Below are 23,353 nucleotides of genomic sequence, written 5' to 3' on the forward strand. Positions count from 1 at the left end.
TCCGATACGCATCGGGGCTGTTTTTTTTAGCCCGGTCTTCCCCTGGCGGTCCATTTTTACTAAATTTAGCCCGTTAAATTTTTAAACCTCTCAAGGAGTTAATTATGCGTCAGTATATCATTGCTGGTAACTGGAAGATGAACAAGACCGTTAGCGAATCCGTACAGCTCGCTAAGGACATCGTTGAAGCCGTTAAGGACGTGAAGAAGACCGAAGTCGTCATCGCTCCAACCTACCTCGCTGCTGCTAAGGTTGCAGACGTCGTTAAGGGCACCAACGTTAAGCTCGCTATCCAGGACATCCACTGGAAGGACCAGGGCGCATACACCGGTAAGGTTTCCGTTGACATGGTTAAGGAAATCGGCGCAGAATACATCATCATCGGTCACTCCGAACAGCGTCAGTACTTCCACGAAACCGAAGAAACCGTAAACCTCAAGGTCAAGAAGACTCTCGAAGCCGGCCTCAAGCCCATCATCTGCATCGGCGAAACTCTCGACGAACGTAACGGTGGCAAGCTCGAAGCTGTTCTCTCCACTCAGGTTAAGGGCGCTTTCGAAGGCGTTTCCGCTGAAGACGCTGCTAAGTGCGTTCTCGCATACGAACCGGTTTGGGCAATCGGTACTGGCGTAACTGCTACCGACGAACAGGCTCAGGACACCCAGGCTTTCGTACGTTCCGTCGTTAAGGAAATCTACGGCGAAGCAATTGCCGAAGGCATGCGCATCCAGTACGGTGGCTCCATGAAGGGCGCAAACGCTGCTGGCCTCCTCGCTCAGAAGGACATCGACGGCGGTCTCATTGGTGGTGCAGGCCTCAAGGCTAACACCTTCATGGAAATCATCGCAGCTGCAGAAGCTAAGTAATTTCCAGCCATTTGAAACTTTTAACTACTCAAGGTATATAACACTATGACAACTCTCTTTTGGATCGGTATCGTCCTCCACGTGTTCCTCTGCTTGTTCCTCATGCTCCTCGTTCTGGTTCAGAACGACAAGATGGGTGGCCTTGCAGGTCTTGGCGGCATGACTTCTCAGTCCGCCTTCTCCACCGCTGGTGCAGCAACCTTCATCCAGAAGTTGACCCGTGTCGTTGCTGTTATCTTCTTCCTGGTGGTAATCGGCCTCGGTCTTATCGTTGCTAAGCAGGATCAGACTGTGGAAGAATCCGCCATGCAGAAGGCAACCCGCGAAAACGCAGCACAGCAGGCTCCGGCAATGCCGGCTCTCCCGACTAACTTCGGCGCACCCGCAGCAACCGATGCCGCACCCGCAGCTGAAGTTCCCGCTGCTCCCGCACCGGCTGCCGAGTAATTAAGGTTTCGAAAGAAGCTTTTGTTGTTGATTGCCGGTGCGCAAGCATCGCAGCCAACAACCGCGCGGTCGTGGTGGAATTGGTAGACACGCTAGCTTGAGGTGCTAGTGGGAGCGATCCCATGACAGTTCAAGTCTGTCCGACCGCAGTAAAAGGTCCGTCCCTTTGGGGCGGATTTTTTTATTTTAGCCCTACGGTTATCGAGGGAGGACGATTCATGATCAAGTTTTTTTTCGCGACAGCTATCTTCATTTGCGGTTGCTCATTAGATTCGGAGCGTGAGTGCCTAGAAGACAGAGATTTCTGCCTAGACTACGATATCGACCGACAAAACAACTGCATCGACGAAGACGCCTACAAGACTTGCATCCAGAAATATTCAAAAAAAGCAATGACTAACGTTGAAGAATTCTGCAAGGACCAAAGCACCTACAAGTGCAGTAATTAGCCAGAACAACGCAGCCAATCCGCTGAACAAAAGAACTGACGGTTGCTAAATTTTACCCCGTTAAAAAGGAAATCCCGTCTAGATCCTTGATTCTATCGGACCTGCTGCCCTCCAGAATGACTGGTCGAGGATAACATTGGCCGGGATGACATTTGAAGATAAAGGTTTAACATGAACAACAATTTGGTTTTTCCCGTTGGTATTCTTGGCTTTGGCGTAGAAGGCCAAAGTACGCTTCGTTACCTATTCCGTGAAGGCGTCAAGGAAATCGTCGTAATGGACAAGAACCCGGTGAACTTGCCGGAAGTTCCTGCAGGCGTAAACGTGAAGGTTTGCAGCGGAGAAAAATACATGGATGGTCTTAAGGATTGCGTAACAGTCGTTCGTTCCGCAGGCGTCTACCCCATGAGTCCAGAACTGTTCGCCTTCCAGATGAATGGCGGCATGATGACAAGCCAGATTCAGTTGTTTTTAGAACAAACTAAATCAACAAAGACCGTAGGCGTTACCGGTACTTTGGGCAAGGGCAGTACCGTCAGCATGATCAGCCACATTCTTGATAAGTGCGGCAAAGCAAATATCATCGGCGGAAACTTCGGCGTTCCTGCGCTGGACCTGCTGGAAGACGATTCCGCAGACCGCATCAGCATTCTGGAACTTTCCAGCTTCCAGCTGATGACCTTGTCTATCTCCCCGGATGTAGGCGTAGTTCTCCGCGTAAGCACAGAACATTTGGACTGGCATAAGACTGTTGAAGAATACCGCGACGCCAAGGCAAATTTGGTACGTTGGCAGAAGTCAGCAGGCACTTGCGTTTACCTGAAGGACGCAGCCCCCTCCGCAAAGATCGCAAGTGAAAGCCCCGCCCGTAACAAGCTTTCTGTAAGTGTTGCCGACGGCGAAAATGGAAGCAACGACGGCAACGCAGTTATCGACGGATCCATCCTTACAATCGGAAACGACAAACTGTTCCTCAGCGATTGCAAGGTCCGCGGCATTTACCAGCTGGAAAACATGGCTGCAGCAACCTTGGCTTGCACCGCCCTGGGCATCAAGGTGGCGGACGCTTTCGAAGCCCTCAAGAGCTACGAAACCCTCCCCTTCCGTATGGAATTCAAGGGCGAAAAGAAGGGTATCGAATTCTACAACGACAGCTACGCCACTCGCCCCGACGCAACCATCGCAGCCACCGGCAGCATGAAGCGCCCCTTCGCACTGATTCTTGGCGGTTCCGAAAAGAACGCCGACTTTACGGAACTTAGCAACATCCTGGTGAAGGACCGCCCGAACCTGAAGCGCGTAGCCCTCATTGGCGCCACTGCAGAACGCATGCTTGCCGACCTGAAGAAGGCTGGTGTAGACGCCGCCGGCATCAAGACCGCCATCTTCCCCACCCTGGAAGAAGCCTTTGCAGACAGCCTCGCTATTGGCGAAGGCGGCACCGTGATCATGAGCCCCGCTTGCGCAAGCTTCGGCCTGTTCAAGAACTACAAGGTCCGTGGCCAGGTCTTCGACAAGCTGGTCGCCGACGTGAAGTAAATCTCTGAACAGAAATCGCAAAAAAATCAAGACGGTCTACCTCAAGGCCGTCTTTTTTATAAGGCTTTCAAACATAGCGGAAAAAATCATCCGTCATTTTCGAACCGTAAAAAAAATTTGAACAAAGATAAAGCTCGGGATTGAATTTGAGGGAACAATTACCGAGCTTTTTAATTTTTTCTAAAAAAAATAAAGAAAATACGCCCTTATCCCTTTACAAGTGTCAAAAGTATTTATATCTTTGTGTCGCTCTCGAAAGAGGGCGTTCCATTAAGGATCTCGCGGTCGTGGTGGAATTGGTAGACACGCTAGCTTGAGGTGCTAGTGGGAGCGATCCCATGACAGTTCAAGTCTGTCCGACCGCAGTAGAAAAGACCCAGTGAAAACTGAGTCTTTTCTTTTTTTGTTTAATCAACAACAGCGAAAAACCCCTTAAAAATAGCGACGAAAAAAGCTATTTTTCTTCTAAATGAATCGTTTTGAACTTTTAAAGACCTCCAAGAAGTCCAAGGCCCGCCTCGGTGTGCTTCATACGGACCACGGCGACATCCATACGCCGATTTTTATGCCCGTAGGCACCGAAGCTACCGTCAAGTCGGTTACGCCGGCCCAGCTGAAAGACCTCAAGGCAGAAATCATCCTGGCAAACACCTACCACCTTTACCTGCGCCCAACCACGCCTAAGATCGCTGCTGCAGGCGGCATCCACAAGTTCATGAGTTGGGACCGCCCCGTGCTTACAGACAGCGGTGGATTCCAGGTATGGAGCCTCAAGGATCTACGCAAGATCAAGCCCGAGGGCGTTGAGTTCAGAAGCATTCTGGACGGTTCCAAGCATTTCTTCAGCCCCGCAACCGTCATGAAGGCCCAGCGCGAAATTGGCGCAGACATCATCATGGCTTTCGACGAATGCACTCCCTACCCCAGCACCGAAAAGGAAGCGGAACACAGCCTGAACTTCACCCTGAAATGGACGAAGGAAGCCATGGAATGGATCAAGGCCAATCCCGAAATCCACGGATACGAACAGAAGTTCTTTGGCATCGTACAGGGCGGTATGCACAAGCACTTGCGCAAGCAGGCTATTGAACGTATCGCCGAACTGGAACCCGACGGTTTTGCGCTGGGTGGGCTTTCCGTAGGCGAACCTACCGAAACCATGTACGAAATCGCCGACTTCTGCACCGACTACATGCCCAAGGATCACGCTCGCTATGTAATGGGCGTAGGAACCCCCTGGAACCTGCTGGAATTGATCGGCAGAGGCGTCGACATGTGCGACTGCGTAATGCCCACCAGAAACGCACGCAACGGCATGCTGTTCACCAGCGAAGGCGTACTGCGTTACAAGGCCGCCCGCCATGCGGAAGAATACGACAAGCCGGTAGACCCCAATTGCGACTGCTACTGCTGCCGTAACTTCAGCCGAGCCTACCTGCGTCATCTGCACCACGCTGGCGAATCCCTGGGTTTCACCCTGGCAAGCATTCACAACCTTCATTTCTACCTGCACCTGATGCAGGAGGCAAAGGACCACATCGCCGACGACACCTTCGAGGAGTGGTCCAAGGAAAAGATCGAGATCCTGCAGCGAGACCTGCAGTAAATCTCCTCAAGTTTCCTACGAACTTAAGAAGTCCGGCTCACCGCCGGGCTTTTTTCCATTAAAAAACCTCCGGCAAGAACCGGAGGCTTTCTGAGGATAATCTCTATTGAGATTGCTGATTAGCGAAGAGCAATGCGAGTAGTCTTTACATCGCTGCCGCTCATGACGCGAACCATGTAGTTACCGCTGGCGAGGCCTGCGAGAGAAACCTGATGGTTACCGGCAGACATTTCGGAAACGTTCATGACTACGTGGCCCATCATGTCGAAGATCTGGACCTTCAGAGCGCCAGACTTGGAAGTCTGAACGTTGAGAGTCATACCCTGGACAGAAATCTTGAGACCGCTGTTAGCAACGCGTGCCGGCTTGATTGCAGAGGGATTGCCAACGCAGACAACGTCGTCAACGAAGAGGTACGGAATTTCCGGCTGATCGTCGAAGCCCTTGTAGCCCACAACTTCCCAAGCCATCTTCTTGATGGCGGCATGGTTAAGATCCTTAGGATCACGAGTCCAGGACGGCTGTTCAATAAGATCCCAGGGCATTACAACCCAGGTCCATTCTGCAGCATCAGCAACTTTATATTCGTGATATGCATAGTCTTCAACCTGGCCATCCTGAATCTTGAACTTATGGCCAGCACCTCTATAGCGGTAGGCAATACCTTCGCAGGAACTTAAATCAAAGCCCTTGGAAGTATCTTCAACCATGTTGAGGCCAAGAGCAACAAACGGAGCTTCTGCATATTCAGCCTGTTCCCAGTGAATATCGGTCATACCGACAAAGCCCTTGCTGCCATTGGTCGGGTCGCCACCGGCAAAGTTGACGATATAGCCGCCCAAAACAGGATCATAGGTATTGGAAATGGTAGACTTACCACCCGGTTCACTGTCGTTGTATGCATACCAAACACCAGTGGTGTTAGCAACGTGGTCGCCATCTTCGATATCATCGATAATGAAGGCTACAGACGGAGCCGTGGTGGTGGGTCCAGCAATCACAGAGCTAGAGGAAACAGCAGGAGTAATGCCAGAGGAGGAAGAGCCAGCAATAGGATTGTTGGAAGAGGAGCTGCCCACAACAGGAGTATTGGAGGAAGAGCTACCAACAACAGGAGTATTAGAAGAAGAAGATGTCGTTGTAGAAGAGCCACCGGTAATAGCCTTGATGGAAACGCCATTGCAACGCACATCATCCACATAGAGATAAGGATGAGTCGTCTTCTGCTTGCTATCCGGAACGTCGAGAGCGCCCTTCACCTGCCAACCGAAGGCAGTCACAGCACCCATGCCCTTGTCCAGGCTAAAGTGAGATGCAACATCGCCCCAGTCTTCCTGAATGAACTGGTCCCAAGAAAGTTCCACTTCCTTCCAGTCATCGGAGCCATCCTTGGTCACATAGTGGAAGTTCCAGTTGGTAACCTTGGCAGTTTCCACGCGGAAGTTGTGGCTAGCGCCCTTGAACTTATAGCTAATGGACTTACATGCGCTCAAGTCGTAGGACTTCTTGGGATTCTTGTCCAGATTCAAACCGATAGTCACGTAGGGAGCGTACTTGTATGCACCCTGGGAGAGCTTAATGTCGGTAATACCGGCAACATACTTGGAAGTATTCTTATCGCCACCCGGAGCCTTCATAAGAACATCATAAACTTCCTTGCCGTCATCGGAGGTCCACTTCTTGTTGGAGATGGAGGTGTTGCCCTTACCATCTTCATCGTCGTCGGAATCTGCGAACGCAGACCACCAGCCACCGGTATAGGCGTAATGATCGCCGTCTTCCAGGTCGTCAATAAGATCAGTGGAAGTGCCGTTAGCAACACCAGTGGAGAAGCCGGAATTGCCACTACCACCGTTACCATTCTGGAGACCGCAATCCTTATAGCCGGTCTTGCCGTTCATCCAGCCCTTCACCATGGTTCCGGAGGTTTTGTAAGTCAATCCATTATCAAAGGCAAGGTTCTGGAATGCAGCGGAGCCTTCGTTAATGGCAGAAGCAGACCAGTTGGCCCAGGAAATCTTATTGGTGTTCATCCAGTTGATCCAAGCCTGGCTTGCAGATTCATTTGCACCACCGTTACCATCGGCAGAAACGGTACCCCATTCAGAAGCGAACACAGGAACACCCTTGCTCATAGCTTCTTCGGCACGGGAATTGTATCCACCGTTACCCACCTGGTGAGTTGCTGCGTAAAAGTGCAGAGAACAAGCGTAGTTCTTATCGTTAATGCCAGCAGCGGCACACTGTTCCGGATGGCTGGACCATTCGGGGCTGCCCACCAAAACCAGATTGTCGGAATACTTACGGATTGTGGAAATCACAGACTTTGCATGGGATGCAACAGTACCCATGTCTGCGCCCACAGGTTCATTCCACACTTCGAAAATCACATTGTTATAGGAACCATATTCCTTGGCTGCGTATTCGAAGAATTCCTGAGCCTGAGAAGTCTTACCATTAGCACTTTCGATGTGCCAGTCGATAATCACATAGATATCGTTTTCAATGGCTGCGTTAACAACGTTCTTCAACATACCCAGCTGAAGAGTCTTACCATTGTCGGAGCTCAGGTAACCACGGCCCTGATCCTGGAACTTTTCATTATCAACACCCATGGCAAAACGAAGAACTTCAATGTTCATTTCGTTCACCATACGGTTCACAGCCTTTTCGGTGTAGAACACCGTGGAGCTATCCGCAGCATTACTCCAGAAAAGGCTCATACCCTTAACCTGGACTGCAGAGCTTGCATACTGGGGGCAAGAACCAGACAGTTTGCCACTATTGGCCTTCAGTTCACCATAGGTGCTGACAGGGCCGACACGGCTTGCACTAACAGCCATTGCAGAAGTTGCAGCGGCGAGCAGTGCAGTAGCGATAATCTTCTTCATATCATCCTCATTTTGATTATTCACCAATCCCGCATCAAAGATACATACATATGGAGCAAGTTCCTTGTAATATTTTTGGATACATTTTTCCAGCCCCTTTAAACGGCATTATGCAAACAAGTTTTTACAGTAAAAATCCCTCTGGAATTGTCCAAAGGGAATTATTACCGAGAGAGATTATACCGAATTTTTCGTCTTTATTTCTTGAAGATTTTCTGCAAGAACACCTGACCGTCAATTACAGCCCGGACCAAGTACACACCCGGCTGCAAGCTGTTCAAATCAACACTTGTTGCAGACGTAGGAACTTGAGCAACGTTCACCTTGCGGCCATCCATGCGGACTATGTCAAGGCGGCGGACATCTCCGGAAATTTCCAGGCGGCAGTCACGAGAATTATAGCGAATAACCTGAGCGGAAGCCTTACTTGAAGCAACGATAGCCGCATCATCGTCAGCCTCGGAACCGTCGTCTTCGCCTTCTTCGGAAGAACTGCTGGAGTCGCCATTTACATTGGAACTACTGGAGGAATCCACCTTTTCGCTGGAGCTGGAACTTGCTGGAGTTTCGCTAGAGCTAGATTCCTCGGCAGGAGTCGAGCCACCAGAGGTTACCGTAATGACACCGGATTTTGTTACGTCACCGCTATCGCCGCGGTTTGTTTTCACAGTGTACTTGTACTCACCGACTTTTGCTGTGGAGGAAACAGTACCTGTAATGTAGAAGTTAGAGCCTCTCATTTCGCCCTTGAGACCTTCGGGCAAGCCGGTAACGGTTGCACCTGTTGCACCGGCCACAGTGTAATAGAATTCCGTTACAGCAGCGCCCTGGGCCACAGCCTGGTTCGCACTGCCGGAGCCATGCTTGGTAAGAGTTGCCGAGCCATCTTCGGGAACAACGACACTGCTGGAGGACGCCGGCTTGGAGCTGCTGGAACTGGAGGAATTTACGCTAGAAGAGGAGGCTACTGAACTAGAAGAAGATGCTACAGAGCTACTGGACACCACAGGCGTTTCAATGGGCTTGATGTCGCCATCGCCCTGGATGCTCTTGAGAGTTCCCTTGTAGGCGACGAGGGCAGCCTTCAACTTTTCATCCACCTCATACTTTTCGTCATCGACGGCGTTGTTGAAAGTCCACTTGAAGTCACCGCCCTTGATACGGCCTGCATAGGTCATCACGTTGGTTTTTGCAACGGCAGGAGCGTCTACAGAGTACTTATAGGGCAAGTTCAAGTCAAAGTTGTTGTGCTTATTTGCCCCGTCATAGGAAGTAACGGTCGCAGGCATTTCCTGGGTACGGCTTGTTACAACGTAGGCGTCAAAATCTTTCTTGGAATCAATCGCACCAATTGCTGTTTCAACACCCTTCAATGTATACTTGCTTGCTCCATAGGGAATAAAGGTTCCGCCCTCGATGTAGTTGTTGAAGGCTTTGATGGAACCGCCGGCTTCCTTGCTGAAGGTACCGTAGTTGGCAGGATCACGCTTTTCGGTACCGGCATAGACGTCGCTACCCTGCATGGAGGTAAGCATGGGGTACTTGCAGTTACGGAAGTAATTTGCTTCTGCAAAAATGGAGGAACCGAGAGTAGAACCAATACCATACTTGGCATTGCCATCGTAGTAGTTGTTATAGACGTGAGCGCTATAGAAGCGTACACGAGGATGACGGCTATCGGAATGATCGTACCAGTTGTGGTGATAGGTAATGTAGAGCCCCTCGGTCGTACCTTCGGAAAGACCGAGCAAGTTGGACTTGCCGTTATCGAAGAAGTGGTTGTAGCTGAAGGTAATGTAGGTGGACTTCTTGCAGTCCAGGGCGCCATCGCCCTTCACCTGGTCCTTGTCGGAACCTGCATCGCCATAGAAGAAATCGTTGTTATGAACCCATACGTACTGGTCGTTCTGCTGAAGGCCCACGTTGTCGCCTTCGGAGCTATTCACGTTCATGATACCCATGTTGCGGACTTCCACGTTCTGGGCATTCTTGATGCGGATGCCCCAACCGTTAGCCACGGCATCTGTACCGATACCTTCGACCGTCACATAGGAATTGTCGGAACTACCCAGGTCAATAAGCATGTCGCCCTGCACCAGGGAATCGGAATCCGTTACGTTGCCAATAAAGCGGAAGTCAACCGGTCGGGTTTCGTAACCTTTCTTCATGCAGTTGAGAATCCCCTGGAAACTCTTGCAGGTCGTAGTTGTGCCCTTGGAAGAGGTGGTCACGTCCATGGTGACCTTGTCCTTGGTATTTTCGGAAATGTAAAGCACCACGGCGCCGCTCTTAAGAGTACCGTCGGCATTGTAGGCGCCAGGAACGCGGTTGTTGCTAAAGGCAAAACCGGCGCGATCGTGAGCCAGAACCGTCACCGTCTTTTCTGCAGAGACTTCACCATTGCTGGCCTCCACCTTAAGGGTGTGAGAACCCGCCTTGAGGCCCGGCACATCGGCACGCATATAGGAACCATAACTGCGGATCAGCTGGTTGTCGATCTTTTTGCCATCGGCATAGACGTTGTAGCTGGTTGCACCACTTACCGGAGCCCATTCAACAAAGGCGGATTCAAGCCAGCCTTCGGCAGAGTTCACGGTAACGGCGGCGGATGCCATTCCGGCAAGGAGAGAGAGCCCAAGGCTCATTCCGGCAACGATTTTAGAGTTTTTCATATCCATCCCTTTTTAAACACACATTTTTCGATTTAAGTAGGCTTCCTACCATTGTTCTCAAATCTTTTCACAAAATATACATCACAAAAATTCAAAAAGCAATAGTTTTTATCAATTTTTAACATTTTTAGCAAAACGATGTTCTCAATTTTTATACAAAGACGTAGAAGAAACTCTGAACAACTCCTGTTTTGAAGGGGTATAACGCGCTTCTTTCTCTCATTTTTTCGTTTTTTTCACAAAAAAACGCCTTTTTTCGCTTTACTAATCTACTTTTAGCCCTATAAAGAGATTTTTTAAGGAGCTTGTAATGGAGCCGCTGAAATACCAGTCTCTCGCCCATCTATTTTTTGCAAACTGCGAGCGAGAGGATTTTGAAGGATGGAATCACCGTAAACACGAACAATGGGTTCATTTTTCCAGACAGCAGCTCAGGGACCAGACCCGTTTTTTGGCCCTAGCCTTTAGACAGCGCGGTATCAAGGCCAACCAAAGTATCGGTATCGTGGCAAACAGCTGCCCCGAGTGGATCATGACGGACATCGCATCTCAGCTGAATCACGCCCGCGTAGTCCCCCTGTTCCCAAACATCTCCTCCGAGAATTTCAACTTCCAGTGCGACGATTCCGACGTCCAGATTCTGCTTCTGAACAACGTTAGCGAACTGGACCCCGCCCTGCAGGAATCCCTCTCCCGCTTCAAGGCTGTCATCTGCATCGACCCTGACTCCAGCTGCCCGGACAACGGCGTTTACTGGGACGACCTGATCCGCGAAGGCCGCGAGCTTTCCAAGGACCCCGAATCCACCATGTGGATCCAGAACCAGCTGGATTCCATCGAGCCGGATGATCTTTTCAGCATCATCTATACCAGCGGCTCTACCGGCCGCCCCAAGGGCGCCGAGCTGTCACACAGAAACATGCTGGTTCAGGTCCAGACTATTAGGCGAGACATTCTCCAGCTGAACCGCGCTACTGACGTAGGCCTAGTCGTCCTGCCGGTAGCACATGTTCTTGAACGCATGACTGTCTACTTCTTTATTCTGAACGGCACAAAGCTGTACTTCGCAGACACTCCGAAGAACACTGCTCTCCTGATGAAGGAAGTTCGCCCCACCGCCATGATGGTGGTGCCCCGCATTTTGGAACGCGTCTACGAAAGCATGACCGCAGCGGCAGATCAGTTCCACGGTCCCAAGCGCTGGCTATTGAACAGAGCCATCAAGCTTGCGAAGATCGAGGACCCTCTGAAGCGCCCCAGCATCGGCAAGAGAATTTACGACAAGTTGGTCTACAGCAAGATGCGCGAAGCCATTGGCGGAAGATTCCGCATTATCGTTTCCGGCGGCGGCGCCTTGAACAAGTCAATTTGCCGCTTCCTGCTGAACGTAGGCATTACAGTCTGCGAAGGCTACGGCCTTACGGAATGCTCCCCCGTGCTTTGCGTCAACGACCCCAAGAGAGTTCGCCCCGGTAGCGTAGGCTTCCCCCTCTCCTACCTGGATGTAAAAATCGGCGAGAACAACGAAATTCTAGCCAAGGGCGACAGCGTATTCAAGGGTTATCACAACGCACCCGACCTGAACAAGGAGATTTTCACCGAAGACGGTTATTTCAAGACCGGTGACCAGGGCACCTTTGATGACGAAGGCCGCCTGATCATCACCGGACGCATCAAGGAACTTCTGAAGACAAGTACAGGCAAATACGTAAGCCCCAACCCCATTGAGGTTGAGATTAGCCGCCACCCGCTGGTGGAACAGGCTCTTGTCATCGCCAACGACCGCAAGTTCGCTTCCGTACTCGTCTTCTTGAACCCGATCAACGCAAGACGTTTCCTGCAGCGCACCAAGGACGATTTCGACATCGACCGCGCTATGGAATCCAAGCGCATCAACGAAGCGATTTCTCGTCACATCACCCGCATCAACAAGAAGCTGAACCATTGGGAACAAATCCGCAAGTGGACTCTCATTGGCGATAACCTCACCGTTGAATCCGGCCTGTTGACTCCCACCCTCAAGATCCGCCGCAAGGCTGCCGAAGAAAAGTACGCCTCTGTCATCGAGGAAATGTACAAGTAGGTTAAAGGTTTAAGGTTAAAGAAAAATCCGGCGAGTTGAACTCGTCGGATTTTTCATTTTTGCGCCTATGGCGATATATTTTGTTCAAAGGCCGTAGGCCGGCTCGTTCCTCATAGGGAGGCGAAGCCGACCGGACTCACAACTTAGAAGTGGATTACGCGGACCTTGATGACCTTCGGGAGCTTCTTCAGCAATTCAATCACTTCGTCACCGATGGTAGCTTCGGAGTCGATCAGGTTGTAACCGATCTTGCCGTTGCTCTTGTTGGAGAAGGAAGCGATGTTGATGCCAGCTTCGCCGATCACCTTGGTGATTTCAGCGATCATGTTGGGAACGTCTTCGTTGATCACGACAACGCGGCTCTTGACGCCCATGTGGGGCTTGTCGTTCAAGGCCGGGAAGTTGACGGAGTTACGAACGCAACCGTATTCGATGTAGTCCTTCAGCTGTTCAACAGCCATGACTGCACAGTTTTCTTCAGCTTCTTCGGTAGAAGCGCCGAGGTGCGGGAAGCACATGATTTTGTCGTTCTGGATCTGCTTTGCATCCGGGAAGTCGCTGAGGTAACCCTGGAGGGTACCGTTAGCCAGCATTTCGTAAACCGGGTCCATTTCCACCAGGCCGTTACGGGCGAAGTTCAAGATATGAGAGCCCTTGAAGTTAGCCAGGTTCTTACGGTTCAGGAGGTTTTCAGTAACACCCTTGATGAACGGAACATGAACGGTGAGGAAGTCAGAATTTGCAATCACGGTGTCGAGATCAGCAATTTCAACCTTGTTGGAAAGTTCGTGCATGTTGAGAGCGTTAGGATACGGTTCGTAAGCGATAACGCGCATGTTCTTCCAACGAGCATAGTTAGCAACGAGAACGCCGATCTTGCCGAGGCCGATAACACCGAGGGTCTTGCCAGCCAGTTCGGAACCTGCGAACTTCTTCTTGCCGCTTTCAACAGTCTTAGCCATATCCGGGTCGTTCAGGTCGAGAGCCTTAACCCAGTTAGCAGCCTGAGCAACATTACGAACAGCCATACCGAGAACAGTCATCACCAGTTCTGCAACAGCGTTTGCATTTGCACCCGGAGTATTGAACACGCAGACACCCTTAGCGGAAGCCTTGTCGATGGTGATGTTGTTAACACCAGCACCGGCGCGAGCCACAGCCAGAAGGCCATCGAAGTTGTCGGTATCAACCTGAGCAGAACGCACCAGGATTGCATCCGGATTTTCGATGGTATCAGAAACCTGATAGTACTTTCCAAACAGGTCGAGACCCTTCTTGGAAATGTTGTTCATAGTCTTAATAGTTGCCATGATTTGTTATTCCTTATTTAGTTTATGTTAAAAATTAACAGTTAACAATTAACAATGAACAATTTTTAGTTTCGCGGCTGCGCCGCCATTTTTTCCAATTGTTAATCATTCATTTTTCATTGTTCATTTCGGCACAATCGCAAAGCGATTATGCAGGATCCACCCAGCGGCCACGTTCCTTGATAAGGGCCACCAATTCTTCGATGGCGTCTTCTTCGGGGATGTTCTTCTTCACCGCAGTCTTGCCTTCGAACAAGGTAATGCGGCCCGGACCGCCACCCACGTAACCGAAGTCGGCGTCTGCCATTTCACCAGGGCCGTTTACGATACAACCCATGATGCCGATGGAGATATCGGACAGGTGACCGAAGCGGGCCTTGATCTTGCCCATGACTTCCTGGATGTTGTAGAGGGTACGGCCGCAGCTGGGGCAGCTGATAAAGTTGGTCTTACTGCGACGGCAGTAGGCTGCCTGGAGAATATCGAATGCCAGAAGCACGGAATCCTTGGCACTCTTGTAACCTTCGATGACGACAGCATCACCGAGACCGTCGGTAACCAGGCTTCCGATATCAGCGGACACGCGAAGCATGTCGTTATCGGAGTCAGTAATATTTGCGTAAAGCAGGATGGGATCCTTGCGACCTGCGGCAGCAAGAGCGGAAGCCATGGCGCGAACACCCATGACCATTTCCTTGCCAGTATAGCAGAAGACAGAGCCTGCAGGAACGGAAGCAGGATTTGCGGCAAAGCCAGCAATGTCCATGGAGTCCTTAAATTCAACGACAGGCTTAGACTTCAGGTCGGCCACAGCGAATTCTGCAGAGCGACGTTCGCCGGTGAGGCTTACTGCGTCAGCCTTGACGCCCACCTTCACAGGAGCGCTACCGCCAATTTCTACACCATTCAAAACCACAGGTGTAGTTTCACGACGTTCATAGTGGTAGGGATCCTTTTCAAAAATAGGAACCGCATAGCTTACCGGTGCTGCGGGCAGAGCGCAGGCCTTGATCAGATCGTGAGCCACAGGGACTTCGGCCACAGGATCTTCGGTCAAAGAAACGCGGATAGTATCTGCAAGGCCATCCAGCAGGAGAGCTCCGATACCGGCAGCAGACTTCATACGACCATCGGCGCCAGCGCCAGCTTCCGTCACGCCAACGTGGAACGGATAAGGCTTGAAGCCTTCCTGCTTGATACGTGCAGCCAGCATACGGTAGGCGGCAATTGCCACACGAGGATTGCTGGACTTAAGGGACAGGACCACCTGGTCGAAATGTTCAGCTTCGCAGACAGCCAGGTATTCGATGGCGCTTTCCACCATGCCTTCCACGGTGTCGCCATAGCGGTAAATCATACGGGCGCTGAGAGAACCGTGGTTCACGCCAATACGGATGGCGCGGCCAAGGCGCTTGGCTTCCTGAACGAACGGGGTAAACTGTTCGGCAACCTTTTCCTTGCCTTCATCGAACATGGCGTCGGTCTGCTGTTCCAAGGTAAGGATACCAGTATCCACGAAGTTACCCGGATTGATGCGGACCTTCTCTACCCACTTGAGAGCTTCAAAGGCAGCCTTGGGCTGGAAGTGAATGTCTGCAGATACCGGAATCTTGCAGCCGGCTGCGCGGACACGCTTCATGACCTCTTCAAGGCCAGCGGCATCAGCAAAGGTCGGAGTGGTAATACGCACCAAGCCACAACCCACCTTGGCAAGATCCAAGGTTTCCTGGACGGTCTTTTCCACGTCCTTAGGCTTGGTGGTGGTCATGGACTGAACTAAAATGGGGGCACCGCCCCCGATCAATGCGTCGCCTACGCGAACCTGTACAGTTTCTCTACGGACTGCGTTAAAGCGGTCTGCAACATACGGAAATTCAGAAAACTTTGTCATACCCAAAATATAGGAAATCAGCATATTTCGGATTCACTCCAAAACAAAAACGCCCCGATTTCTCGGAGCGTTTTTTGAATATGGAGGTTGTAGTTACTTGGTGGTCTTGACCATGAAGCTCTTGCTACCACTGCGGAGCATGTAAATGCCCGGCTGGAAGCCTGCCTCGGAGAGTGCAGCGGAGGCTGCAGAGCCCTTGAAGCTAACAGAACCCAGAACCACACCGTTCATGTTGAAGACCTTGTAGGTGGTCTTGCCATCGAGGGCGAGCTTCTGCTGCATTGCAATGCCAATGGTACCGGTAGAATCAGCAGGATCAGCAGAAGGTTCGTCGCCAGGAAGGGGTTCATCATCATTGGCGTTTTCGCCTGCTGCGAAGTTGATGTAGTCGATATCGAACCAGTCTGCCGTTGCAGTGAAGCGAAGGACATGTTCGCCCTTGGTCAGGTTCACAGTAGCAGAGACCTTGTTGTAGTCGTCAAAGTTCTGTTCGGCACCTTCTTCCTTCTTGGCTGCAGGCACTGCGATATCTTCGGTAATGTCCTTGCCATCCATGGACAGCTTGAAGCTGGAGCCACCGTCAGAAGCCACCGCGGCAAACATGGTATAGGAACCAGTTTCAGCCACATTCACCGTATATTCAAGCCATTCATCCTTCTGGATGTAGCCCACGACTACACGGTCATTGGACTTCTTGTACAGATCGACACCGGTATCCTTGCGGTAATCGCTATCGCCATGGTTTTCTGCATCATTTTCGTTGTAGGAAGCATATTCTTCGCCACGGCCAGTGCCCGGTTCATCAAAGTCTTCCATCTGGATCTTGCCAGGAATTGCCCAGGCCTTGCCACCAAAGGGTTTCTGCGGTTCCGGAGGAGTCTTGCCACTACCTTCGAAGCCCCAGCCCTTGATAGCCATAGTGGAATCCTGGGAGCCCTTGAACACAAGGAACAGCTGTTCCACAATGCCGGAAAGGCCATCTACTTCACAAGAGTTTTCCGCAAAGGTTCCCTTGCTGCTGGTCTTCTTGAGAGTACAGGTTCCTGCCAGCGTACCCGTTGCAGAGCCCTTGTGGATTTCAATCTTGTTGTTATCTGCAGTGCTTGCGGCTTCTACAGTAAAGCCAGTTGCACCCTTGCCAAAGTCCACGCCGCTGACGCGGATCCAGGATTCCTTGGTGGAAAGCGGAAGCAACAGATGTTCAGCCACCTTGCCCGGAGCCCAGTTGGAGCGGCTGCGGATACCCTTCTGCTTGGAACTGGTGAGAGCCGGATACCAATCGTAGGGGTCAAAGTTTTCAATCTGCTTGGGGCCTTCCTTTGTGAACGTCAAGCTATTCATGGAACCATCGGCAGCATAGGTAAATTCATCCACGCTTACGCTACGATGGAATGCGGGAACCGGATTCGGCTTACCATCATCGGCAGGAATCTTTTCAAGGCCATCGTAACCATTAGCAATACGACGATCATGATAGACAACGTACCAGTGGCCCTTGAATTCGGCAATACCATGATGGTTATTGTTGTTGGCATTGATGTTCTGGCCATTGATATTGGGGTTGCCCATAAAGATGCCCTTATAGGTGTAAGGACCTGTGGGGCTCTTGGACATACCGTATGCAATGCGCAAGTCTGCAGTACTGTAAGACAAGTAGTAGTTGTCTTTGTACTTATGGATATAGGAAGCTTCCATAGCCTTGGGACCGCCAATCTTCAGCTGGGTCGGCCTTGTATCGAAGCCCTTCATATCCTTGTTCAGCTTGTAGATATTGAAGATGTTGTTGTTATTGTCGGCTGCAGGACGGGAATCGCTGCTACCACCGCCAAAGGTGAAATAGCCTGTGCCGTCGGTATCGTAGAAGATAGCCGGGTCAAAGCACCAGCCAATGCCATCACAGTCAGCAAAGCCACCGCCCCAGTTGTTGATCAATTTCTTGTTGTTGGGAAGGGGGTTTGTCCAGGGGCCGGCAATGCTGTCGGCACCGATAAGGCCGATACCGCCACCACCGCCATCGGGGAACACAATGTACAGGCGGCCATCATTAGGATTCTTGGCAATGCCGGATGCCCAGATATCGCCAATGCCGTTTACCTGGCGGGCATCGTAGATGATACCGAAGTCGGTCCAGTTCTGCATATCCTTGGAACGGAAGGCATAGAGGGCCTTGATAGAATAACCGTTTGCGTCATAGGCGGCCGGGTCATCGGAGTCGGTAATGATGTAGAAATACTCATCATCGGCAGCAGCACCGGGGTCGGCCAGATAATGATAGGTAGAAATCGGGTTATAAGCCATGGCGCTTAAGCCAAAGCCAGCCATCAAACCCAAGGCGTAGCACTTTTTCAATGTTGAGGAAAGAGACTTCATAGACACTCCTTATACGAGTCAATCCCATTTATCTGTCTATAAATTATCCATAAAAACAGGCAAAAGACTTGCCAACGCCACACTTCCTATGGACAAAATATCCACAACCATTTAACAGAATTGTCGTTTTTTTCAATAAAAACGTCATTTCGAAGGCCGGTCTACCCTTAACAAAAAAAAACGTTCCCGACTATCCGGAAACGTTTTTTGGATGTGTATTTATGGAGACTTTTTGCGTTTGAGGCTAGTCAACGACGCGAACACGGCTGACCTTACCATTGGAACGGTTGCGAATCAGGAAGATTCCCTGCAAGCTCTTTGCTGCTGCAGCCTTCTGCCACAAGGCAGTAGCCTCAGCCTGAGAACGAGCATTTACAGAACCAAGCTTGGAACCGTTGAAGTCAAACACGTCGAAGTGGGATACTCCAAGGGTACCAAGGTTCATCTTGTGTCCAATAATGCCATCAGGTTCAGAGGGATCTTCAGGATCAACGGGATCAACTGCGGGATCGGAAGGATCAGTCGGAGTTTCTTCCGGGTCCTTCACAATGGGATCCGGATCCTTTTCGCCCTTGTTCACGAAGTTGATGTAGTCGATGTCCATCCAATCGCCGGTGACAGTAAAGCGAAGGACGTGTTCACCCTTGGTAAGCTTTACGTCGGCACTAACCTTGTTGTAGTCATCGTAATTCTCTTCGCCAGCTGTTGCTGCAGGAACTGCAATAGACTCGGTAATGTCCTTGCCATCCATGGAAAGCTTAAAGCCGGAAGTCGAGTTAGCAGAAGCAACAGCGGCATACATGGTGTAGTCGCCATCGGCGGCAACATTCACGGTGTATTCCAGCCATTCGTCCTTCTGGTTGTAGCCCACAACAACGCGGTTGTTGGACTTCTTGTACAGATCAACGCCGGTATCCTTGCGGTAATCGCTGTCGCCGTGGTTTTCTGCATCGTTATCACTGAAGGAAGCGTATTCATCGCCGCGGCCAGTGCCCGGAATGTCGAAGTCTTCCATCTGGATGGTGCCAGGAATTGCCCACGGCTTGTTGCCATCATTGAAGGCCTTCTGCGGTTCCGGAGGAGTCTTGCCGCTACCTTCGAAACCCCAGCCCTTGATAGCCATGGTGGAGTCCTGAGAACCCTTGAACACCAGGAACAGCTGTTCCACAATGCCGGAGAGGCCATCTACATCGCAGGAAGTTTCTGCGAAGGTGTTCTTGGAACCGGTCTTCTTGAGGGTACAGGTGCCAGCCAAGGTACCCGTTGCAGAACCCTTGCGGATTTCAATCTTGTTGTTGTCGGCAGTGCTTGCAGCTTCTACGGTGAAGCCTGTTGCACCCTTACCGAAATCTACACCAGAAACACGAATCCAGGATTCGCTACGGCTAGCCAGCGGAAGCAGGAGGCTACCGGAAACCTTGCCCGGAGCATAGAGAGAACGGCTACGGACACCCTTCTGCTTGGAGCTGGTGAGAGCCGGATACCAATCGTAGGGATCGAAGTTTTCAATCTGCTTAGGACCTTCGTTGGTGCAGACCACCTGCTTAATGGTGCCGTCGGCGTTGTAGAACATTTCGTCCACAGAAACGCTGCGATGATATCCCGGATCCGGATTGGGTTTACCGTCATCGGCAGGAATGATTTCCAGGCCGTCGTGGCCCTTGGCAATACGGCGGTCGTGGTAAACTACGTAGGAATGGCCCTTGAATTCGGCAATACCGTGATGGTTGTTGTTGCCGTTAATGCTCTTGCCATTCATGCTGGGGTCACCAAGGATTGTACCCTTCCAGGTAAAGGGGCCCGTAGGGCTAGAGCCCATGCCATAGTCGATGGTAGGTGCACCCTGCTGCCAGCCAGTACTGTAAGAGAAGTAGTAAGTACCCTTGTGCTTATGGATGTAGGAGGCTTCCAGCATCTTACGGGTAGAAAGGCCATTCACCTTCACGTGAGTGCCGTTACCCACCGGGGCATCCTTGGCATCGTTCAGCTTCACAACGTCAAAGTTATCGGTATTAGGACGGCTAGTGCTTTCGCCGCCACCCCAGGTAACATAGGTAGTACCATCGTCATCGATGAAAATACCCGGGTCAAAGCACCAGGACACGCCATCGCAACCGATAAGGCCGTTACGACCGCCCACAAGCTTGTCGGAGCCGCGGCCCACCGCATTGGACCAAGGACCGGCCATGCTGTCGGCCTTGATGTAGCCGATACCGCCGCCACCGCCATCGGGGAACACGATGTAGAGTTTACCCGTCTTGGGGTCAGCCGCAATGCCTGCAGCCCAAATATCGTTGATACCGCTCACCTGGCGAGCATCATAGATAATACCGAAGTCGGTCCAGTTCTGCATATCCTTAGAACGGAAACCGTAAAGAGCCTTAATGTTATAGCCGGTGGCGTTATATGCAGCCGGATCGTCAGAGTCCGTGATGATATAGAAGTATTCATCATCGGCGGCTGCACCCGGGTCAGCCAGGTAATGATAGGTGGAAATCGGGTTGTAAGCCAAGGCACCCACGCCAAAACCGGCCATCAAACCCAAAGCATAGCATTTTTTCAATGCCGAGCCCAAAAATCTCATACATACTCCTTTTACTTGGCACACCATCCAAGTTATACACCTAAAACTACCTTCCAATTTGGAACTTGCACCGGGCCGTTCCTCACTTGTCATGGACAATATATCCACACCCCAAATTGCCCAAAAAACAAAAAATGCCCCAAAAGGAGTCCCTTTTGGAGCATTTTGACGTGTACTTATGAAGAATTTTTACTGGATTGCGCGAACCCGGGTCACCATACCATTTGCACGGTTACGAATCAGGAAGAGGCCCTGCAGTTTCTTGTCGGCAGCAGTCTTTTGCCACATTGCGGAAGCTTCGGACATGCTGGAAGCCTTTTCGGAGGCCAGCACATTGCCCTTCAGGTCGAAAATGTCGTAGTCTGCCTGGTTGGAAACATCCATCTGCATCTTGCCGGCAATTGCAGTCGGATCAGAAGATTCTTCGCCAGGATTTACCTCGGTTTCTTCACCCGGAAGAGGTTCAGAATCTTCGGCATCCTTACCAGCCACAAAGTTGATGTAGTCAATGTCCATCCAGTCGCCAGTTACGGTGAAGCGAAGGATATGTTCGCCTGCAGGCAGGGTAACGTTGGCAGAGACCTTGTTATAGTCGTCGTAGTTTTCCTCACCTTCCTTAGCGGCAGGAACTGCGATGCTTTCGGTAATATCCTTGCCGTCAAGAGAAAGCTTGAAGCCGGAAGTAGCATTAGCGGAAGCCACTGCGGCGAACATGGTGTAGTCGCCAGCCTTGGTGACGTTCACGGTGTATTCCAGCCATTCGTCCTTCTGGTTGTAACCAACAACTACGCGATTGTTGCTCTTCTTGTACAGATCAACACCGGTACCCTTACGGAGGTCGCTGTCGCCATGATTTTCTTCGTCGTTGTCGAAGTAGGAATCGTTGCCAGCACCGTAGCCCGGTTCGTCAAAGTTTTCCATCTGAATAGTGCCGGGGATTGCCCAGGCCTTGCCGCCAAACGGGGTCTGCGGTTCAGGTTCACGCTTGGTACCCTGGAATTCCCATTCCAGAAGGCCCATGGTGGAGTCCTTGGCACCCTTGAATACGAAGAACAGCTGGTCCACAACGCCTGCGAGGCCGGACATGGCACAGTCATTATCCTTGTAATCGTTCCAGCCGCTGGTCTTTGCCAGGGTGCAGGTACCAGCCAGAGTACCGGTGACGCTGCCCTTGTGGATTTCAACCTTGTTGTTGTCACCAACGCTAGCAGCCTTGATACGGAGATTTTCAGCACCATTGCCGAAGTCTACGCCAGTCACGCGAATCCAGGATTCCTTTGTAGCAAGCGGAGTGAGCACATGCTTTACGGCCTGGCCCTTGGTCCAGTCGGTACGGCTGCGGACGTTACGCTGCTTGGAACTGGTGAGAGCCTTGTAGGTATTGAACGGATCAAACTTACCAACCTGCTTGGGGCCTTCCTTGGTAAACACCAGCTTGTTCATGGTACCATCAGCAGCATAGGTAATTTTATCAATACTTACGCTACGGTGGTTACCCGGTTCCGGATCGACGATGCCCAGGGAAGCGGGATGTTCCTTCGCACGGACAAGGCGACGGTCATGATAGACTGCGTAAGTCTCGCCCTTGAAATCAGCAAAGCCCTGGTGGTTGTTACCGCCATCGCAGCTATGAGTTTCACAGTCGTTAATCTGCCACACAGCACCAATGGCAATACCCTTATAGGAGTAAGGACCTGCAGGATTCTTAGACATACCGTAGCCAATTTCCTGACCGCTATTATTGAAGCTGATGTAATACCAGTCGCCATGCTTGTGGATGTAAGGAGCTTCAAAGGACTTTTCAGCAGAAATTCTCTTCAGGGAACTCTTATCCAAGGTCACCTTACCATTGTTTTCGCTGAACTTGATAATGTCAAAGTTGTTACCGATGGGACGCTTTACGGAGGAGGTAGAACCACCGCCGAAAATCACATAGCCGGAACCATCGTCGTCAAAGAAGATGCCCGGGTCAAAGCAGTGGTCAATATCGTCACAGTTACCGAGGAAGCTGCTACCCCAGTTGGCAGCAATGTAGTTTACGCCATAAGCTTCCTTGATGGGGTCGGTATAGGGGCCGTCGATGCTGGGAGCGGTAATCATGCCCACGCCGCTTGCGCCATCAGGATATACGATGAAGGGGCGACCATTACGAACGGCAATGCCCGAGGCCCAGGTGTTACCCGGATAAGTGCCGAATTCGCGCTTAGACTGGAAAATCAGACCATGGTCAGTCCAGTTCACCATATCCTTGGAACTGAAAGCATACAGACCGATAATATTATAAGCAAACGGATTGTCACTTACGCACATATCATCGGTATCAGTCAGAATGTAGAAGGTATCGCCATCAGAAGCTGCAGAGGGGTCTGCAAGGTAGTGATAAGAGGAAATCGGATTTTCTGCCATAGCGGCAGCAGCAAGCATGCTCAATCCAAATACAGTCTTTTTAATATTAATCATGTGACACTCCATATTGCACATTCCATACACTAGCATAAATGTATTCCATTTTTTTACCTGCAAACATGGTACCACAAATAAATACCGTGGACGAATTATCCAAGGCGAAATAGTAAACATTTGTTCACTTTTCTTAAAAACACACAAATTTTACCCCCCTTTTTCAATTCTTTAACCTTTAACCT

Annotated in this window: 13 protein-coding genes and 2 tRNA genes; 8 read left to right on the forward strand and 7 right to left on the reverse strand. The window is 50.9% G+C overall.

The window, feature by feature from the left end:
* The first annotated feature begins 104 nt into the window (after positions 1-104).
* From tpiA to tgt, 7 genes are all read left to right on the forward strand, one after another.
* Complete coding sequence (tpiA, locus tag MJZ26_06105) at positions 105-866, forward strand: triose-phosphate isomerase (GenBank protein ID MCQ2105347.1); 762 nt, start codon at positions 105-107, stop codon at positions 864-866.
* 45 nt (positions 867-911) lie between these two features.
* A complete protein-coding gene (secG, locus tag MJZ26_06110) occupies positions 912-1,313 on the forward strand; it encodes a preprotein translocase subunit SecG (GenBank protein ID MCQ2105348.1) in 402 nt (133 codons plus the stop codon).
* Between the two features lie 65 nt (positions 1,314-1,378).
* Positions 1,379-1,462: transfer RNA gene (locus tag MJZ26_06115), tRNA-Leu, on the forward strand.
* Between the two features lie 69 nt (positions 1,463-1,531).
* Positions 1,532-1,762: a hypothetical protein gene (locus tag MJZ26_06120; GenBank protein ID MCQ2105349.1), complete on the forward strand. Its 231-nt coding sequence runs from the start codon at positions 1,532-1,534 to the stop codon at positions 1,760-1,762.
* A gap of 171 nt (positions 1,763-1,933) precedes the next feature.
* Positions 1,934-3,301: a UDP-N-acetylmuramoyl-L-alanine--D-glutamate ligase gene (gene murD / locus MJZ26_06125; GenBank protein ID MCQ2105350.1), complete on the forward strand. Its 1,368-nt coding sequence runs from the start codon at positions 1,934-1,936 to the stop codon at positions 3,299-3,301.
* Positions 3,302-3,582: 281 nt separating this feature from the next.
* Positions 3,583-3,666, forward strand: a tRNA-Leu gene (locus tag MJZ26_06130).
* A 104-nt stretch (positions 3,667-3,770) separates the two neighbouring features.
* Positions 3,771-4,907 (forward strand): tRNA guanosine(34) transglycosylase Tgt, encoded by a 1,137-nt coding sequence (gene tgt / locus MJZ26_06135; GenBank protein MCQ2105351.1) that lies wholly within the window; start codon positions 3,771-3,773, stop codon positions 4,905-4,907.
* Positions 4,908-5,026: 119 nt separating this feature from the next.
* Here tgt and MJZ26_06140 read toward each other — a convergent pair whose 3' ends face one another.
* Positions 5,027-7,798 (reverse strand): CIA30 family protein, encoded by a 2,772-nt coding sequence (locus MJZ26_06140; protein ID MCQ2105352.1) that lies wholly within the window; start codon positions 7,796-7,798, stop codon positions 5,027-5,029.
* Between the two features lie 197 nt (positions 7,799-7,995).
* Positions 7,996-10,470, reverse strand: coding sequence for a T9SS type A sorting domain-containing protein (locus MJZ26_06145; GenBank protein ID MCQ2105353.1), 2,475 nt, complete (start codon positions 10,468-10,470; stop codon positions 7,996-7,998).
* 310 nt (positions 10,471-10,780) lie between these two features.
* On the opposite strand from MJZ26_06145, the gene MJZ26_06150 reads away from it, so the two are divergent.
* The gene (locus MJZ26_06150) at positions 10,781-12,553 is read left to right on the forward strand and encodes a long-chain fatty acid--CoA ligase (GenBank protein ID MCQ2105354.1); all 1,773 of its coding nucleotides are present in this window, start codon (positions 10,781-10,783) and stop codon (positions 12,551-12,553) included.
* A 143-nt stretch (positions 12,554-12,696) separates the two neighbouring features.
* On the opposite strand, the gene MJZ26_06155 is transcribed toward MJZ26_06150, so the two are convergent.
* The 5 genes from MJZ26_06155 to MJZ26_06175 form a co-directional block, all read right to left on the reverse strand.
* Entirely contained in the window at positions 12,697-13,863 is a 1,167-nt protein-coding gene (locus MJZ26_06155; GenBank protein MCQ2105355.1) for a phosphoglycerate dehydrogenase, read from the reverse strand.
* 148 nt (positions 13,864-14,011) lie between these two features.
* Positions 14,012-15,754 (reverse strand): (E)-4-hydroxy-3-methylbut-2-enyl-diphosphate synthase, encoded by a 1,743-nt coding sequence (ispG, locus tag MJZ26_06160; protein MCQ2105356.1) that lies wholly within the window; start codon positions 15,752-15,754, stop codon positions 14,012-14,014.
* A gap of 93 nt (positions 15,755-15,847) precedes the next feature.
* Positions 15,848-18,124, reverse strand: a complete 2,277-nt coding sequence (locus MJZ26_06165; protein MCQ2105357.1) for a carbohydrate-binding protein — start codon at positions 18,122-18,124, stop codon at positions 15,848-15,850.
* Positions 18,125-18,368: 244 nt separating this feature from the next.
* On the reverse strand, positions 18,369-20,708 hold the full coding sequence (locus MJZ26_06170) for a carbohydrate-binding protein (GenBank protein MCQ2105358.1): 2,340 nt from the start codon (positions 20,706-20,708) through the stop codon (positions 18,369-18,371).
* A gap of 189 nt (positions 20,709-20,897) precedes the next feature.
* Positions 20,898-23,168 (reverse strand): carbohydrate-binding protein, encoded by a 2,271-nt coding sequence (locus tag MJZ26_06175; GenBank protein MCQ2105359.1) that lies wholly within the window; start codon positions 23,166-23,168, stop codon positions 20,898-20,900.
* Positions 23,169-23,353 lie beyond the last annotated feature (185 nt).

Source organism: Fibrobacter sp. (assembly GCA_024398965.1).
GTDB lineage: Bacteria > Fibrobacterota > Fibrobacteria > Fibrobacterales > Fibrobacteraceae > Fibrobacter.